The sequence below is a fragment of the Micromonospora sp. MW-13 genome (genome assembly GCF_003434305.1).
In the GTDB taxonomy this organism is placed as follows: domain Bacteria; phylum Actinomycetota; class Actinomycetes; order Mycobacteriales; family Micromonosporaceae; genus Micromonospora.
In genome coordinates this window covers 79,644-96,104 of sequence record NZ_QKKX01000054.1, presented here as the reverse complement: position 1 = coordinate 96,104, position 16,461 = coordinate 79,644, and the positions used below count along the sequence as shown (strand labels likewise).

Sequence of the window (16,461 nt, the reverse complement as noted above, 5' to 3'; positions counted from 1 at the left end):
ACGCGTGAACGGCGGCCGGAGACTCCGTCTCCGGCCGCCGTTCACGTTCCGGGAACCCGCCGGGCCGGGACGGGGGCGCCCGCCGGCTCAGCCGTCGAGCGCTCCCACCACGTCGCCGACGACCACCACGGCCGGTGGCCGCAGGCCCGCCGCGACCACGTCGGCGGCCACCGCCCCGAGAGTCGACCGGAGGCTCCGCTGGCCACCGGTGGTCCCCTCCTGCACGACGGCCGCCGGGGTCCCGGCGGGGCGGCCGTGGGCGATCAGGGTCTCGGTGATCGCGGCCAGGTTCTTCAGCCCCATCAGGATCACCAGCGTGCCGCGCAGCCCGGCGAGGGCCTCCCAGCGCACCAGGGAGGCCGGCGAGTCGGGCGCGACGTGCCCGGAGACCACGGTGAACTCGTGCGCCACCGCCCGGTGGGTGACCGGGACGCCGGCCGCCGCCGGGGCGGCGATCGAGCTGGTCACCCCGGGGACCACGGTCACCGGCACCCCGGCCGCCGCGCAGGCCAGCAGCTCCTCGCCGCCCCGGCCGAAGACGTACGGGTCGCCGCCCTTGAGTCGGACCACGAACGCGCCGGCCAGCGCCCGGTCGACGAGGATCCGGTTGATCTCCTCCTGGGCCCGGGACGGCCCGTACGGGATCTTCGAGGCGTCCACCAGCTCGACGTCGGGGCGCAGCTCGTCCAAGAGCAGCCCGGGCACCAGCCGGTCGGCGACCACCACGTCGGCCTCGGTGAGCAGCCGCCACCCCTGCACGGTGATCAGCTCCGGGTCGCCCGGCCCGGCCCCGACCAGCGCCACCCGGCCGGCGGCGGGCTCGCGCCCCGGCCCGCTCCGCCGCGAGGTGTCGACAGCGGCCCCCGGGGTCGCCGCCCGGGGCCCCTGGCCGGCACTCAACAGGGCGCGGACGGCGTCGCGGACCGACATGGCCCGGCGGGGATCGCCGCCGCCGAGGACGGCGACGGTGACCGCGCCGTGCCGGGTGACTGCCGGGGTCCAGGCGGTGGCGGCGGCCCGGTCGTCGGCGCGGACGCAGAAGATCCGGCGCTCGTCGGCGGCGGCGCTGACCGCCGCCGCGGCGGCCGGGTCGTCGACGGCGGCCTGGACCAGCCAGGCGCCGTCCAGATCGCTCGGGGCGAAGCGGCGCGGCTCCCAGCGCAGCCGGCCGGCGTCGACGTGGGCGCGCAGGGCCGGGGTCAGCTCCGGCGAGACCACCAGGACGTCCGCGCCCGCGTCGAGCAGCGCCGGCACCCGCCGGGTGGCCACCGCGCCCCCGCCCACCACGACCACCCGCCGGCCGGCCAGCCGAAGGCCGAGGGGGTACGGGTTGGCGCTCACGCCGCCGCCCCGGCACCGGGCCGGATCGTCCGCCCGCTGCGTGCCACCGCGACGGACGCCGCGCCGCCGGGCCGGACGGTCCGCTCGCCCCGCCCCGCGGTGGCACGGAACCGGATCGCTCGCCCGCTCACTTCTCGGCCACCCCGGCCGAGTCGAAGGTGGCCACCTCGTGCAGCACCCGGACCGCGCCGGTGACCACCGGCAGGGCGAGCAGCGCGCCGGTGCCCTCGCCGAGGCGCAGCCCGAGGTCGATCAGCGGGTCGAGCCCGAGGTGGCGCAGCGCGGCCGACGCGCCCGGCTCGGCCGAGCGGTGCCCGGCGACCATCGCGCCCACCGCCTCCGGGGCGAACGCGGCGGCGGCGAGCGCCGCGCTGACCGCGATCACCCCGTCGAGCAGCACCGGCACCCGGCGAGCGGCGGCGCCCAGGATCAGCCCGGCCAGGGCGGCGTGCTCCAGGCCGCCGACCGCGGCGAGCACGCCGAGCGGGTCGGCCGGGTCGGGGGCGTGCCGGGCCAGTGCCGCCCGGACCACGTCGACCTTGCGGGCGTACGTCGGGTCGTCCACCCCGGTGCCCCGACCGGTCGCCTCGGCCGGGGCGATGCCGGTGAACGCGGCGACCAGCACGGCGGCCGGGGTGGTGTTGCCGATGCCCATGTCCCCGGTGAGCAGGATGCCCGCCCCGGCGTCGATCAACTCCCGGGCGACCCGGATGCCGGTCTCCACGGCGGCGCGGGCCTCGTCCCGGGTGAGGGCGGCGGTGACGGCGAGGTCACGGGTGCCGGGGCGTACGTTCGCCGCCACCAGCCGGGGACCGCCCGCCGGGACGGGCGGGGCGGGCGGCAGCGGGGTGGCGAGGCCGACGTCGACCACGGTGACCGAGGCGCCGACCTGCCGGGCGAACGCGTTGACCACCGCCCCGCCGGCCAGGAAGTTGCCGACCATCTGCGCGGTGACCTCCTGCGGCCAGGGGGTCACCCCCTGGGCGTGCACGCCGTGGTCGCCGGCGAAGATCGCCACGGCGGCCGGCTCGGGCAGCGGCGGGGGGCAGGCGGCGGCCAGCCCGGCGAGCCGGACGGAGAGTTCCTCCAGGGCGCCCAGCGAGCCGGCCGGCTTGGTGAGCCGGCCGTGCAGCTCCCCGGCGGCCACCATCGCCGGCTCGTCGAGCGGCCGGATCGCCGCGACCGTGGACTCGAGCATCATGCCTCCAGGATCTCCGCCAGTATCTGGGTGAACGCGTCGGTGGTGGCCCGGTCGCGTACAGCCACCCGCAGCCAGTCGGGGCCGAGGCCGGGGAAGGTGTCGCCCCGGCGTACCGCCCAGCCGCACTGGCGCAGGCGCTGCCGTACCTCGGCCGCGCCGGGCAGGTGGACCAGCACGAACGCGCTGGCCGGGCGGCCCGCGACGCGTACCCCCGGCAGGGCCGACAGGCGGGCGGACAGGTGGTCGCGGTCGGCCGCCAGCGCGGCGGCGATCGCGCGCTCGGCCGCGACGGCGGCCGGGGAGGCGCAGGCGGTGGCGGCGGCGAGCGCCGGGGTGGAGACCGCCCAGAGCGGCTGGGCCGCGGCCAGCCGGGCCAGCAGCCCGGCGTCGCCGAGCAGGTAGCCGATCCGCAGCCCGGCCAGCCCCCAGGTCTTGGTCAGGCTGCGCACCACGACCAGGCCGGGCAGGTCCCGGCGGGCGGCCAGGGACGCCGGTTCACCCGGTACGCCGGGCGCGGCGGTGGTGTCGGCGAACGCCTCGTCGACGACGAGGACGCGGCCGGGGCGGGCCAGCGCGGCGAGATCGGCGGCCGGATGCAGCACCGAGGTGGGGTTGGTCGGGTTGCCGATCATGACGAGGTCGGCGTCGTCCGGCACCCGGGCGGGATCGAGCCGGAAGTCCTCCGCCGGGTCGAGCAGCACCCGCTCGACCTCGTGCCCGGCGGCCCGCAGCGCGGCCTCCGGCTCGGTGAACTGCGGGTGCACGACCACCGGCCGGCGCATCCCGGTCAGCGCCCGGGCGAGCAGCACGAACCCCTCGGCCGCCCCGGCGGTGAGCAGTACCTCCTCCGGGGGACGCCCGTGCCGGCCGGCGACGGCCGCGCGTGCCGGCCGGGGGTCCGGGTACGCGGCCAGGTCGCCCAGCGCCGCGGTGATCGGGTCGGCCAGCCAGTCCGGCATCGGGGCCCGCCGCACGTTGACCGCGAGGTCGACCAGGCCGTCGCCGACCTCGGCGTCCCCGTGGTGGCCGAGGTCCGGCTCATCCCGGGTGGGGGTCGTCGATGCCGGCTGAGCACGCATGTCCGCGATCCTGCCGGGAAGCCGCCGTGCGGGACAGCGCATCCCGGGGTGGGCCGCGTCACCACCCGCCGACCCACCTTCCCGTTTATGAATTCTTCTCATTTCCGAATCGGAAATGTCATAGCTTGACCCTGTGAGCAACCGACCCCTTGCTGGCGCTGGTCGTCTCGTCCCTCTCCTACGTGCCGGGCTGATCGCGGGCATCGTGCTCGCCGGAGCCCTCTACCCGCTGGCCGCCTTCACCGGGCTCGGCGCCAAGGCCACCGCGCACGCCGTGGAGCAGAAGACGAACATCCTGCGCACCGCGCTGCCCGCCGAGACCTCCTACCTGTACGCGCCCGACGGCAAGACCGTGCTGACGATGTTCTACGAGGAGTACCGGCGCTACACGAAGCTGTCGGACATGTCCCCGAACATCCAGCAGGCCATCGTGGCCGCCGAGGACAGCCGCTTCTACCAACACCACGGCGTCGACCCGAAGGGCGTCGCCCGGGCCTTCGTGGCCAACTCCCGCTCCGGCGGGGTGTCCCAGGGCGCGTCGACCCTGACCATGCAGTTCGTCCGGATGGCCCTGCGCGACAGCGCCCGGACCCCGAAGGAGGTCCAGGAGGCCACCCAGCAGACCAGCCTGCGCAAGGTCAAGGAGATGCGGATGGCCCTGGACGTGGAGAAGGAGCTGAGCAAGGAGCAGATCCTGGAGCGCTACCTGAACTCCGCGTACTTCGGCCACCGGGCGTACGGCATCTACGCCGCCGCGCAGATCTTCTTCTCCAAGACGCCGGCCACCCTCACCCCGGCCGAGTCGGCCACCCTCGCCGGCCTGGTCAAGTCCCCGTCGGAGTACGATCCGGTCACCTCCGACCAGAAGGACGCCACCGGGCGGCGCAACTACGTGCTCGACCGGATGGCCCAGCTCGGCTACCTCTCGCCGGACGACGCCACGGCGGCGAAGGCCGAGCCGATCCAGCTACGGCTGACCAACCCGCCGAACGACTGCGCCTCGCTGCCGGAGAAGTACAACAGCTGGGGCTTCGCCTGCGACTACCTCAAGAACTGGTGGAGCGCGCAGCCGGCGTTCGGCGAGAACCGGCTGGAACGGATGGACAAGCTGCGCCGGGGCGGCTACCGGATCGTGCTCAGCATCGACCCGAAGATGCAGGAGGCGGCCGAGAACAACGTCGGGGCCAAGGACAGCACCGGCAGCCCGTTCGCCAACGGCATCGTGCTCGCCGAACCGGGGACCGGGCGGGTGAAGGCGATGGCGGTGAACCGGAACTACTCGCTGGACGTCAGCGAGAACGGGCTCAGCTCGAACCCGGAGGCCGGCCCGAAGGTGAAGGCGAACTACCCGAACACGGTCGCGCCGCTGCTCGGCGGCGGCGATCTGCCCGGGTACCAGGCCGGGTCGACGTTCAAGATGTTCCCGATGCTGGCCGCGCTCAACGCGGGCATGCCGCTGTCCACCGCGTACGACTCGCCGTACAAGTACCAGTCGGCGATCTACGACGGCTGGGCCCCGTCCAACGCGAGCGCCGCGATGACCGGCCGGCAGACCATGTGGTCCGGCTTCGGCAAGTCGGTGAACACCTACTTCGTACAACTGGAGGAGAAGGTCGGGGCGGACGCCGCGGTCCGGCTCGCCGAGCAGCTCGGGCTGCGCTGGCGCACCGACGTCGACCGGGAGCAGGCGTCACCCGGCAAGGCGAAGAAGTGGGGCGCGTTCACCCTCGGCGTCTCCGACGCCACCCCGCTGGAGATGGCGAACGCCTACGCCGCGATCGCCGCCGACGGGCGGTACTGCGAGGCGATGCCGGTCCAGTCGATCAGCAACCGGGACGGCAATCCGGCGACGTACACCACGGCCGGCGGGATCGAGCGGGAGATCGCCAAGCCGCGCTGCCGACAGGTGGTCAGCGCGGACGCCGCCCGGGCCGCCACCGACGCCGCCCGCTGCCCCACCGGGGACACCCCGGCGAAGGGTGGCTGCGGGGGCTGGTCGACGGCGGACAGCGTGCGGGGCACCGTGGGACGGCCGGTGGCCGGCAAGACGGGCACCACGGACAGCACCCGGTCGGCCTGGTTCGTCGGGTACACCCCGGAGCTGGCGGCGGCGAGCTTCATCGCCGACCCGGACAATCCGTTCAACGCGGTGGGCGACGGCCAGTCCCAGATCCCGGTCAACGCGGTCGCCCAGACCCTCCACGACGCCCTCAAGGGCCAACCCACCCGCCAGTTCACCCCACCCTCCGACGCAATAGTCGGCTGACCCACCACCCACCCGAGCACCGCCCGGTGCTCCTTGTAGCCCGCCTACGCCCGGCCCGGCCGGCGGCTGCGGGGCCGTGGTGGCCCGCCGCGGCCAGTGGTGGCCGTCATACGGGTAGCCTCGACGCGTGTACCGGTTCCTCCTGACGCCACGCTGGCTGGGCATCCTCGCACTGACCCTGGTCGCTGCGGCCGTGATGGTGCTGCTCGGCAACTGGCAGCTGGACCGCTACCGGGGCCGGACGGCGATCAACGAGCGGATCGACGCCGGGGAGCGGATGGCCCCGGTGCCGCTGCGGGACGCCGTGCCCGCGCCGAGCGGGGGCGCCGGCACCGCCGGCCCGGCCCCCGCCGACGAGGCCACCTGGACCCGGGTCACCGCGACCGGGCGGTACGACCCGGCGAACGTCGTCCTGGTGCGCGGCCGGACGGTCGACAACCGGGTCGGCTTCGAGGTGGTCACCCCGCTGGTCCTCGCCGACGGCACGGCCGTACTCGTCGACCAGGGCTGGGTGCCGCCGGCGCCCGGCGGCGCGATGGCCCAGCCGCAGCTTCCGCCGGTGCCGCAGGGCGAGGTGACCGTGGTGGGTCGGGTGCACCCGACCGAGAGCGGCGGCGGGGCCGTCGACCGGCGCGCGGGCCGGCTGGAGACCCGTCGGATCGCCGTCCCCCGGCTGGCCGGCGAACTGCCGTACCCGGTGCACGGCGCGTACGTCCTGCTGGACGAGCAGACGCCGGCCGCCGACCCGCTGTTCCAGGCGGTGCCGATCGGGCACACCAACAACTGGCAGAACTTCGGGTACGTGGTGCAGTGGTGGCTGTTCGCCGCCATGACGCTCTTCGGCTACGGCTGGGTGGCCCGGCGGGAGGCCCGCCGGATGGCCGGGCTGGACGAGCCGCGCAAGCCGGTCGACCGGGCCGCCGAGCCCATCCCGACCACCCCGGCCTGACACCTGCGGGCTCGACGATTCGGAGGGGAACTCCGGCCAGCCGCCGGACGATCGGCGGGCCCGCGACACGGCGGAACGTTGTAGTGTCCGCAGGTGATCAACTTCCGTGGGGGGTCACGGTGACCCCTGATCCCACGCCACCGCCGCACCCGGAGCCGCCGCACCCGGAGCCGCCGCCCCTGGCGCATCCGTCGGAGCCGGTGACGACGACGCACCCGTCGACCGATCCCTGGGCGGTCACGCCCCGGTCGACGACGTACTCGACCCCGCCGGCCGGATTTCCGGCCACGGCCAACCCGTTCGCCGCTCCCCCGCCCGTCGCACTGCCCGCCGCACTGCCCGCCACGCGGCCGTTCCCCGCCCCACCTGCCGACCAGTTCCCGGCAGCCCCGGCAGCCGCCCAGTACTCGGCACCGCCGGACCAGTACTCGGCACCGCCCGCCCAGTACTCCGCGCCGCCGGTTCACTACTCGGCACCGCCCGCCCCGTACTCCGCGCCGCCGGCCCAGTACTCCGCACCGCCGGACCCGTACTCGGCACCGCCGGTTCAGTACTCCGTACCGCCGGCCGCCGGTCGGCCCGGGCCGCACCCGCCCGTGATGGCGCCGCCGACTGCGGCCCCGGGCGGCCCGCACTACGGGGCGCCGTCCGCCGTGGCGGTGCAGATCGGCGAGATCATGGTGACGCCGCCGGAGATCCGTACGCCGGCCGGCGTGCTGCCCCTGGCCGGGGCGCAGTGGCACGTCGCCGACTACTGGCAGAAGGAGGAGAAGATCGCCCCCTGGGCGATCGTCTGCGCCGTCCTCGGGTTCTTCTGCCTCACCATCTTCAGCCTGCTCTTCCTGTTGATCAAGGAGACCCGGCACCACGGCACCGTGCAGGTCACGGTCACCAGCGGGCCCCGGCAGTACGTGGCCCGCATCCCCGTCACCGACCAGGGGCAGGTCATGCACGTCAACAACCAGGTCAACTACGCCCGGTCGCTGTCGATGCGCTGACCCCGACGCCGCCGGCCCGGGGCCCTCCGTCACGGGACAGCGCCCGCCGACGGGGTGGCCCCGGGGGCCGGTCAGGACCGGCGACCGGCGTGGATGGCCCGGACCGCGTCGATCGTGTCCGCCTCGGCGGCGGTCTTGTCGCTGCGGTAACGGACCACGCGGGCGAAGCGCAGCGCCAGCCCGCCCGGGTAGCGGGAGCTGGTCTGGACGCCGTCGAAGGCGATCTCCACGACCTGCTCGGGCCGGACCCGGACCACCCAGTCGCCCCGCTCCACGGCGAGGGCGAGGAACCGCTCGGTCTGCCAGCGCAGCAACTCGTCGGTGAGCCCCTTGAACGTCTTGCCGAGCATGACGAACTCGCCGCTGCCCGAGGCCCGCGCGCCGAGGTGCAGGTTCGACAGCCACCCGCTGCGCCGGCCGCTGCCCCACTCCACCGCGAGCACCACCAGGTCGAGGGTGTGCCGGGGTTTCACCTTCACCCAGGCCGCGCCGCGCCGCCCGGCGTCGTAGGGGGCGTCGAGGGACTTGACCACCACCCCCTCCTGGCCGGCGTCCAGGGCCGCGGCGAAGGCCGCCCCGGCCGGCTCCGGCCCGTCGACCTCCAACCGGCCGACCAGCAGCCTCGGGTCGACGGCCCCGGCCAGCGCCGCCCACCGCTCCCGGCCCGGCCGGTCGACCAGGTCCTCCCCGTCGAGGTGCAGCAGGTCGAAGAAGTACGGCGTCAGCACGGCCTCGCCGGTGGTCCCGGCGGCGGCGAGGACCGCCGGGGCGACCGGGGCGGGGCCGGCGGTGCTCGGCGTGGTGCGCCGGGCGGCCCGGCTGGCCGTCTGCTGGAACGGCAGCGGCCGGCCGGTGGCGTCCAACCCGATCGCCTCGCCGTCGAGCACCAGCTCCCGGGCGGGCAGCGCCCGGACGGCGGCGACCACCTCGGGCACCCGGGCGGTGATCTCGTCCAGGCTGCGGGTGAAGACCGCGATGTCGGAGCCCGCGCGGTGCACCTGGATGCGGATGCCGTCGAGCTTCACGTCGACCACGGCGGGGACGCCGGTCGCGGCCAGCGCCTCGTCGACCGAGGGGGCGCTCTGGGCCAGCATCGGGGCGAGCGGCCGGCCTACCTGGAGCCCGAAGTCGGCCAGCGCGACGGCGCCGCCGCGCAGGGCGGCCACCGCGACCGCGCGCAGGTCGCCGGCGAGCAGCAGGGCCCGGCGGACGGCGCCCAGCGGCACGTCGGCGGCCCGGGCGACCGCGTCGGCGAGCAGCCCCGCCTGGGCGCCCTGGCGCAGCTCGCCGCTGAACAGCCCGCGCAGCATGCGCTGCTCGTCGGCGGTGGCCCCGGCGAAGAGGGCATCGAGCAGCGCCCGGCGCCGGGCCTGGGAGCCGGGGCCGCGCACCGCCGCGATCTCGTCGATCGCGGCGTCGACCGCGGCGACGGTCAGGGTCGGTTCGGCGGCCGGCGGCGGCAGGTCACGCAGGCCGGCCCAGCCCACTCCGGTCTGGCGTTGCCGCAGCTCGCCGGCGAGCCAGCCGGCCCCCGCCGGCACCTCGGCCGGGTCGAGCGACTTCAGGGCGGCGGCGAGCAGCTCCACCTTGGCCCGCCGGCCGCTGGTGGCGCCCACGGCGGCGGAGGTGGCCGCCAGGTCCAGGAACCGCACGCTCCCATCCTGCCAGCCACCCCCGACACCGCTGGGGATACGCGGCGGACGCCCGGAAGTTGCCGCTTCCGGGCGCTCAGCCGCCCCCCGACGCCGGGCCACTCCCCCCAGACCGGCCCGGCGACGACCTGATCAGGCCGGAACGGGCTCCTCGATGCGCAGGCCACGGGCGCGCACCTCGTCGGCGACCCGGGAGAGCATCGCGTCGAGCGCGACCAGGGCGGTGGAGAGATCACCGATCCGGTCCTTGAGCGTGTCCTCGGGCCACGCGGAGACGTCGACGTCCCCCAGAGCGCTGACGGCGGCCTCAAGCCGGGCCATCACCTCGTTCGTACTCATGTTCGAAAGGCTATAACAGCTCCGCTCCCGACACGCCGAGAACATCCACCTGAACTGCGACGTTACCGTTTCGTCACCTAACTCCGGTTCGTGCCGGCGGCGGCCACCTTGGCCAGCAGCAACGCCTCGGCCCGGCAGACCCGGGCGAACTCGCCCAGGTGCAGGCTCTCGTTCGGCCCGTGCGCCCGGGCGTGCGGGTCCTCGACGCCGGTCACCAGGATCGCGGCCTGCGGGAACATCTCCTGGAAGGTGGCGATGAACGGGATCGAGCCGCCGATGCCGACGTCCACCGGCTCGGTGCCGTCCCAGGCGGTACGGAAGGCGTCCCGCGCCGCGTCGAACATCGGCCCGGACGCGTCGATGACGCACGGATCGCCATCGTGCTCGAACGTCACCGTCACCCGGGCGCCCCACGGCGCGTGCTTGGCGAGGTGCTCCTGGAGCGCCGTGTACGCCCGCTTCCGGTCGTCGCCCGGCGCCAGCCGTACGCTGAGCTTGGCCTTGGCCGCCGGGACCAGGGCGTTGGGGGCCTCGCCGGTGGCCGGCGCGTCGATGCCCAGCACCGCGAGCGCCGGCTTGGTCCACAGCCGGTCGGTGATCCGGCCGGTGCCGATGAACGACACCCCCTCGGCCAGCCCGGCCTCGGCCCGGAACCGGTCCTCCGGGTAGTCGACGGACGCCCCCTCCCGGCCGGCCAGCCCGGCCACGGCCACGTCCCCGGCGTCGTCGTGCAGGGTGGCCAGCAGCCGGGCCAGCGCGGTCAGCGCGTCCGGCACCGGCCCGCCGAACATGCCGCTGTGCACCGGGTGGTCCAGGGTGCGGACCTCGACGAAGCAGTTGACGATGCCGCGCAGCGAGGTGGTCAGCGCCGGCACGCCGACGTCCCAGTTGGCGGAGTCGGCGATCACGATGACGTCCGAGGCGAGCTCGTCGCGGTGCTCGGCGAGCAGCCGCTCCAGCGAGTCCGAGCCGTACTCCTCCTCGCCCTCGATGAAGAGCACCACGCCGACCGGGAGCCGGTCGCCGAACGCGCGCAGCGCCGCGACGTGCGCCATGATGCCGGCCTTGTCGTCGGCCGCGCCCCGCCCGTAGAGGCGGCCGTCGCGCTCGACCGGCTCGAACGGGTCGGACTCCCACAGCGACAGGTCGCCGACCGGCTGCACGTCGTGGTGGGCGTAGAGCAGCACGGTCGGCGCGCCGGGCGGGGCGGCCCTCGTCCCGATCACCGCCGGCTGCCCGCCCGAGCGCACGATCCGCACGTCGAGGTCGCAGCCGTGCAGCAGCTCCGCCACGGCCTCGGCCGAGCGCTCCACGTGCGAGTGGTCGAAGCCCTCGAAGGCGATGCCGGGGATGCGGACGAGTCGTTCCAGGTCGGCGCGGACGCCGGGCAGTTCCCGCTCGACGGCGGCCCGCACCTCGGCGTCGGACATGATCGGTGAGGTCATGACCGGCATCGTATGCCGGCCTTACCTCCACCGGCCGCCCGCGGCCCGGAGGCGGACGTACTCCCGGTCGGGATCGTGCGGCGCGGCCGGGGCGCCGTCGACCACCAGGTCCACCGCGTCGGCCGTGCCGTCGGCGTCGAAGTGCGCCCGCTCGCCGGCGTGCCAGCGGCGCAGCTCCGGCAGGATCCCCGGCCCGTCCCGGGCCACCGCCCGGGCCAGCCGCAGCTCGGCGGGCGCGGCGACCAGGACCGACAGGGTCAGCTCCGGCCGGACCACGGCCCGCGCCGCGCTGACCCCCTCGACCAGCACCACGGGGGCGGGCGGCACCGGCACCTCGCGGGGCAGGAAGGACCTGCGCGCCCAGCTGTACCGCTGGTACCCGCCCGGCCGGCCGGCGCGCAGCGGCGCGAGCACCCGCGCCTCCAGCCGGGGCCAGAAGGTGAGCTGGTCGGACCAGCCGTCGAGCAGGTCGTCGGTGTGCACCACCGGCGGTCGCCCGCCGCCGGACAGCGCGGCGAGGGCGTCCGCGAGGCGCGCGGCGAAGACGCTCTTCCCCGCGCCGCTGCACCCGTCGACCGCCACCAGTCGGGTACGCCCCAACCGCGCCGGCCCGGCCAGCACCCGCCGGCCCAGTTCGGCGTACGTCTCGACGACCGGCACCACCACGGGCCCGACGCTAGCCGCCCGGGGCGCCCCGATCCCGGCGGGTACGTCGTCCGGTCGAACCGGGGCGGTTTCATTGCGCGGACCACGCGGGCGGTGGGCATGATCGTGCCGTGCGCCACAACGTGATGAGCCCGGGCGTCGACGCCCTGCTGGAACAGGCCCGCTCCGGGGTCCGCCGGCTGACCCCGCACGAGACCGTCGAGGCGGTACGCCTCGGCGCGCTGCTCGTCGACACCCGAACCGAGGCGCAGCGCCGGGAACAGGGCGAGCTGCCCGGCGCGGTCGTCATCGACCGGACGGTGCTGGAGTGGCGGCTGGACCCGGCCAGCGACTGGCGCGTCCCCGAGGCCACCGGGTACGACCGGGAGATCGTGCTGGTGTGCCGCCAGGGCTACAGCTCCAGCCTCGCCGTGGCCAGCCTGCGCACGCTCGGCCTGCACTGCGCCACCGACATGGTCGGCGGGGTGGAGGCGTGGCGGGAGGCAGGGCTGCCGATGTCCGACCGCCCCGCCGACGTCCGCTACTGATCGCCGACTGCGGTCAGGCCGACTGCGGTCAGGCCGGCTCGGCCACCCGGGCCAGCCAGTCCGCCGCCTCGGCCGGGGTGAGCGCCCCGTCCACGACCAGCGCCGCGGACATCAGCGGGAACCGCCTGATGTTGTTCCAGCTCCGCTGGTACGGCGGCGGGTCCAGGACCACGACGCGGGTGTCGTCGAAGAGCGGGATGTCCGCCGGGGCGCCCTCGTTCCAGATCCACTTGCCGTGCCCGTCGACCAGGTTGAAGCTGCCGACGACCGTGCCGCCGAACCGGTCCTCCGGCGCGTCGGTGGCCACCGCGACCCAGGACGGGTCGACGGCCAGCCCCTCGATCAGCCCCCGCTCGGCCGGCCCGGCGAGCGCCCCGGCCAGCAGGGTGTGCAGCTGGAAGTTGTCGGCGACGCCGTCGATGGTGACCCGCCAGCCCCGGCCGGTCTCCCGGTGCAGCACGAGCAGCCGCTCGCCGTCGAGCACCCGCAGCAGCCCGAGGACGCAGTCCAGGTCGGGCCGCTCGCCGGCCAGCTCCGCCCCGACCGCGAGCAGCCGCTCCCGGTGCGGGAACGTGGCCCGCACGGCGGCGGACTGCTGCAACAGGGTGATCGTGGGCATCGCCCAGGTGCCGGCCGCGTACCAGCCCTGGACCGCGTCGAAGGCGGCCTGCTCGTCGTCGTACGCCTCGGTCAGCACGCCGATCGCCGCGTCCATGGTGGCGGGATCGTCGGGGTCGGGCGGCGCGTCGTCGCCGCGTACCCGCTGCCAGCCGGACCGGAACCGGTGCGCGCCGGTGAGGGCGGCGGAGAACCCGTCGGCCACCGGGGCGACCAGCGGGTCGGGGCGGGCGCCCAGCTCGACCAGCGCCCCGCACAGGACGGAGAACTGGCCCCCGGCCCCGGTGCCGAGCTGCGGCAGCAGCGCCACGCACCGGGGCAGCACGGCGTCCAGTTCCGCGACGGACGCCTGCTGCGCCACCTGCCAGACCCTCGGCACGGCCCTGGTCATGGCGGTGCCGTCGCGCTCGCGTACGGCCGCCTCGACGTCGGCGATCCGGTCCGCCAGCTTCCCCCTGCGATTGAAGATCATCGGCGCAGCCTAGCGAGCACGCCTGCCCCCGCACGGCCCATTCCCCGGGCCCGTGAGCACCCGGTGCGGCCCGGCCAGGCACTGTCCAAAAATGTGCGACGCGCCACTACCCCCACCCCACCCGCCCCCACCCACCCCGCCCCGCCGCCGCCCCACCTCACCCCCGTCAGCCGCGCAGATTCAGAGAATGTGTGGCCTTTCGGCGCTCCATGACCACACATTCTCTGAATTTGCGCCGATCGAGGGCGGGGGACGGGGGCGGGCGGGGCGGGGGTGGGGTGGGGTGGGGTGGGTCAGTTGGGTGCGCCGGGTGGGATGAACGGCAGCCCGGCGGGTGGGCCGGACTCGATCAGCCGCCACAGGGCCTCGGTGTCCAGGTGCTCCTCGACCAGGTCGCCGAGCAGGTCCAGGGACCGCTCGCGGGCGGCGGCGAACGCGGTGTCCGGGGCGGCCCGGAAGCCGGTGCGGCCGGCGAGCCGCGCCGCCTCGGTCAGGAACCGGCGGCGGAACCCGTCGGACTCGAAGGCCCCGTGCCAGTGGGTGCCGTGCACCGCGCCGAGCACCGCCCCCTCCCCCGTGCCGTCGTCGTACGTCAGCAGGGGCGGAAGCGCCGGGTCGGCCGACGAGACGTACCCGTGGTGGATCTCGTACCCCCGGACCGGGACGCCCGGGTCGGCGGCGGCGGTGCCGGCCGACTGCCGGACGGTCTTGCGCTCCTCGAAGGTGACCTCGACCGGCAGCAGGCCCAGCCCCGGGACGCTGCCCGCGCGGCTCTCCACCGGGTCGTGCACGGCCCGGCCCAGCATCTGGAAGCCGCCGCAGATGCCCAGCAGCGGCTTCCCGGCCGCCACGTGGGCCGCCACGGCGTCGGCCAGCCCGGTCTCCCGCAGCCAGGCCAGGTCGGCCACCGTGGACTTGGAGCCGGGGAGCACGACCAGGTCGGCGGCGGCCAGCTCGGCGGGCTCCACGGTCAGCCGGACCCGGACGCCGGGCTCGGTGGCCAGCGCCTCGACGTCGGTGGCGTTGCTGATCCTGGGCAGCCGGACCACCGCCACGTCCAGCCAGTCGGTGCCGTGCGGGGCCGCCGGCCGGCCGAGCACCCGGCCGTACGCGAGGGAGTCCTCGGCGTCGAGCCACAGGTCCAGGTGCCAGGGCAGCACCCCGTACGCGGGGCGGCCGGTGACCCGGCGCAGCATGTCCAGCCCCGGCTGGAGCAGGCCGAGGTCGCCCCGGAACTTGTTGATCACGAAGCCGGCGATCAGCGCCTGGTCGGCCGGGTCGAGCAGGGCGACCGTGCCGAACATCGAGGCGAACACCCCGCCCCGGTCGATGTCGCCCACCACGATCGTGGGCAACCCGGCGTGCCGGGCCAGCCCCATGTTCACGTAGTCGCCGGCCCGCAGGTTGATCTCCGCCGGGCTGCCGGCCCCCTCGCAGACCACCACCTCGTACGCCTCGCGCAGCTCGGCGAGCGCGGCGAAGGCCGCCTCGGCGAGCCGGGGCCGCAGGGCGCGGTAGTTGCCGGCGGTGACCGTGTCGACGGCCTCGCCGAGCAGCACCACCTGGCTGGACCGGTCGCTGCCCGGCTTGAGCAGCACCGGATTGAACCGCAGGTCGGGGGCGATCCCGCAGGCCGCCGCCTGCATCGCCTGGGCCCGGCCGATCTCGCCGCCCCGGCCGTCCGGGCCGAGGACCACCGCCGAGTTGTTGGACATGTTCTGCGCCTTGAACGGCGCGACCTTCACCCCGCGCCGGTGCAGCCACCGGCAGATCCCGGCGGTGAGCACGCTCTTGCCCGCGTCGGAGGTGGTCCCCGCGACCAGCAGCCCCCCGCTCACCGCCCCTCCCCCGCCCCGCGCGCCCGGGCGGCCACGGCCCGCCAACCCGTCCTCGCCACCGCGCCGACCAGCCGACCCGCGGTGACCGGGTACGCGGCGGCCACGCCGAGCGCGGCCAGCCCGACCGCGCCGGAGATCCTCGCGGCCCGCTTCAGGTGCCGAGCCTCGGGGCGGGGCCCGTCGCCCAGGTACGGCCGCACCTCCGACCGCCCGAAGTAGACGTTGCGCCCGCCGAGCCGTACGCCGAGCGCCCCGGCCATCGCCGCCTCGCACTGCCCGGCGTTCGGGCTGGGATGGTCGTTGCGGTCCCGCAGCCAGACCCGCCACGCCCGACTCCGGTCGCCGTGCACGGTCGGGGCGAGGGCGATCGTGAGCAGCCCGGTCAGCCGGGCCGGGGCGAGATTGAGCAGGTCGTCGAGGCGGGCCGCCGGGGTGCCGAACCGGGCGTACCGGGGCGACCGGTGGCCGACCATCGCGTCGAGCGTGTTGGCCGCGCGGTAGCCGAGCAGGCCGGGCAGGCCGGCGACCGCCCCCCACAGCAGCGGCGCCACCACCGCGTCGGAGGTGTTCTCGGCGACCGACTCGACAGTGGCGCGGGCCAGCTCCCGCTCGTCGAGCGTCGACGGGTCCCGCCCGCACAGGTGCCCCAGGCGGCGGCGGGCCTTCGGCAGGTCCCCGCCGCGCAGCGCCCGGCCCATGACCTTCGCCTCGTGGCGCAGGGTGCGCCCGCCGAGCACCGTCCAGGTGGCGGCGGCCATCAGCACGGCCCGGCCGACCGGCCGGTGCCGGGTGGCCACCGTCGCCGCCGCGCCGACCAGCACCGGCACGCCGACCGCGAGCGCGGTGAACACCACCCCGGCGGTACGGTCCGGCCGGTACACGCGCTGTTCCAGCGCCCCGGCCGCCCGGCCGAAGCCGGCCACGGGATGCCACCGCCGGGGGTCACCGAGGAGAGAGTCGAGGGCGTACCCCGCCACCAGACCTGCCGCGTTAGCCACGGCGACCGACTGCCGCACCTGCCACCACCTCCGGCCGGCCAGCCTAGCCGCGGTGATTGACGAAAACCCCGC

General features: G+C 75.9%; 14 protein-coding genes. 4 read left to right on the top strand and 10 right to left on the bottom strand.

The features are described 5' to 3' along the window. Positions 1-87: 87 nt before the first annotated feature. The 3 genes from cobA to cobC all read right to left on the bottom strand — a co-directional run bounded on the left by cobA (position 88) and on the right by cobC (position 3,621). On the bottom strand, positions 88-1,341 hold the full coding sequence (cobA, locus tag C5N14_RS24030) for a uroporphyrinogen-III C-methyltransferase (RefSeq protein ID WP_117670882.1): 1,254 nt from the start codon (positions 1,339-1,341) through the stop codon (positions 88-90). A gap of 127 nt (positions 1,342-1,468) precedes the next feature. Continuing rightward, positions 1,469-2,539: a nicotinate-nucleotide--dimethylbenzimidazole phosphoribosyltransferase gene (gene cobT / locus C5N14_RS24025; protein ID WP_117670986.1), complete on the bottom strand. Its 1,071-nt coding sequence runs from the start codon at positions 2,537-2,539 to the stop codon at positions 1,469-1,471. Further along, complete coding sequence (gene cobC, locus C5N14_RS24020; protein ID WP_117670880.1) at positions 2,539-3,621, bottom strand: Rv2231c family pyridoxal phosphate-dependent protein CobC; 1,083 nt, start codon at positions 3,619-3,621, stop codon at positions 2,539-2,541. Before cobC ends, cobT begins: the two co-directional genes overlap by 1 nt. A gap of 133 nt (positions 3,622-3,754) precedes the next feature. Between cobC and C5N14_RS24015 the strand changes: the two genes are divergently transcribed. From C5N14_RS24015 to C5N14_RS24005, 3 genes are all read left to right on the top strand, one after another. After that, on the top strand, positions 3,755-5,887 hold the full coding sequence (locus C5N14_RS24015; RefSeq protein ID WP_117670878.1) for a transglycosylase domain-containing protein: 2,133 nt from the start codon (positions 3,755-3,757) through the stop codon (positions 5,885-5,887). 127 nt (positions 5,888-6,014) lie between these two features. Further along, positions 6,015-6,836, top strand: coding sequence for an SURF1 family protein (locus tag C5N14_RS24010; RefSeq protein WP_117670876.1), 822 nt, complete (start codon positions 6,015-6,017; stop codon positions 6,834-6,836). Between the two features lie 119 nt (positions 6,837-6,955). Beyond that, complete coding sequence (locus tag C5N14_RS24005) at positions 6,956-7,834, top strand: hypothetical protein (protein ID WP_117670874.1); 879 nt, start codon at positions 6,956-6,958, stop codon at positions 7,832-7,834. Positions 7,835-7,905: 71 nt separating this feature from the next. Here C5N14_RS24005 and C5N14_RS24000 read toward each other — a convergent pair whose 3' ends face one another. The 4 genes from C5N14_RS24000 to C5N14_RS23985 form a co-directional block, all read right to left on the bottom strand. Then, positions 7,906-9,486 carry an ATP-dependent DNA ligase gene (locus tag C5N14_RS24000; protein ID WP_117670872.1) on the bottom strand — a complete coding sequence of 527 codons (1,581 nt, stop codon included), beginning with the start codon at positions 9,484-9,486 and terminating at the stop codon, positions 7,906-7,908. A gap of 132 nt (positions 9,487-9,618) precedes the next feature. After that, positions 9,619-9,825 (bottom strand): hypothetical protein, encoded by a 207-nt coding sequence (locus tag C5N14_RS23995; protein ID WP_117670870.1) that lies wholly within the window; start codon positions 9,823-9,825, stop codon positions 9,619-9,621. Positions 9,826-9,902: 77 nt separating this feature from the next. Next, complete coding sequence (locus tag C5N14_RS23990; RefSeq protein WP_207892855.1) at positions 9,903-11,255, bottom strand: dipeptidase; 1,353 nt, start codon at positions 11,253-11,255, stop codon at positions 9,903-9,905. 36 nt (positions 11,256-11,291) lie between these two features. After that, positions 11,292-11,936, bottom strand: a complete 645-nt coding sequence (locus tag C5N14_RS23985; RefSeq protein ID WP_117670868.1) for a uridine kinase — start codon at positions 11,934-11,936, stop codon at positions 11,292-11,294. A gap of 125 nt (positions 11,937-12,061) precedes the next feature. On the opposite strand from C5N14_RS23985, the gene C5N14_RS23980 reads away from it, so the two are divergent. Beyond that, a complete protein-coding gene (locus C5N14_RS23980; protein WP_117670984.1) occupies positions 12,062-12,463 on the top strand; it encodes a rhodanese-like domain-containing protein in 402 nt (133 codons plus the stop codon). 28 nt (positions 12,464-12,491) lie between these two features. Here the strand turns inward: C5N14_RS23980 and C5N14_RS23975 are convergent, their stop codons facing one another. The 3 genes from C5N14_RS23975 to C5N14_RS23965 all read right to left on the bottom strand — a co-directional run bounded on the left by C5N14_RS23975 (position 12,492) and on the right by C5N14_RS23965 (position 16,407). Further along, positions 12,492-13,553, bottom strand: coding sequence for a hypothetical protein (locus tag C5N14_RS23975; protein ID WP_117670866.1), 1,062 nt, complete (start codon positions 13,551-13,553; stop codon positions 12,492-12,494). Between the two features lie 293 nt (positions 13,554-13,846). Continuing rightward, positions 13,847-15,391 (bottom strand): cobyric acid synthase, encoded by a 1,545-nt coding sequence (locus C5N14_RS23970; protein WP_117670980.1) that lies wholly within the window; start codon positions 15,389-15,391, stop codon positions 13,847-13,849. Next, positions 15,388-16,407: a cobalamin biosynthesis protein gene (locus C5N14_RS23965; protein ID WP_117670864.1), complete on the bottom strand. Its 1,020-nt coding sequence runs from the start codon at positions 16,405-16,407 to the stop codon at positions 15,388-15,390. The genes C5N14_RS23970 and C5N14_RS23965 overlap by 4 nt, the downstream gene beginning before the upstream one ends. Positions 16,408-16,461: the final 54 nt, after the last annotated feature.

Coding starts and splice junctions, on each gene's coding strand:
- cobT (WP_117670986.1), bottom strand. CDS start 2,539: ATGCTCGAGTCCACGGTCGCGGCGATCCGGCCGCTCGACGAGCCGGCG.
- cobC (WP_117670880.1), bottom strand. CDS start 3,621: ATGCGTGCTCAGCCGGCATCGACGACCCCCACCCGGGATGAGCCGGAC.
- C5N14_RS23995 (WP_117670870.1), bottom strand. CDS start 9,825: ATGAGTACGAACGAGGTGATGGCCCGGCTTGAGGCCGCCGTCAGCGCT.
- C5N14_RS23990 (WP_207892855.1), bottom strand. CDS start 11,255: ATGTCCGACGCCGAGGTGCGGGCCGCCGTCGAGCGGGAACTGCCCGGC.
- C5N14_RS23980 (WP_117670984.1), top strand. CDS start 12,062: ATGAGCCCGGGCGTCGACGCCCTGCTGGAACAGGCCCGCTCCGGGGTC.
- C5N14_RS23975 (WP_117670866.1), bottom strand. CDS start 13,553: ATGATCTTCAATCGCAGGGGGAAGCTGGCGGACCGGATCGCCGACGTC.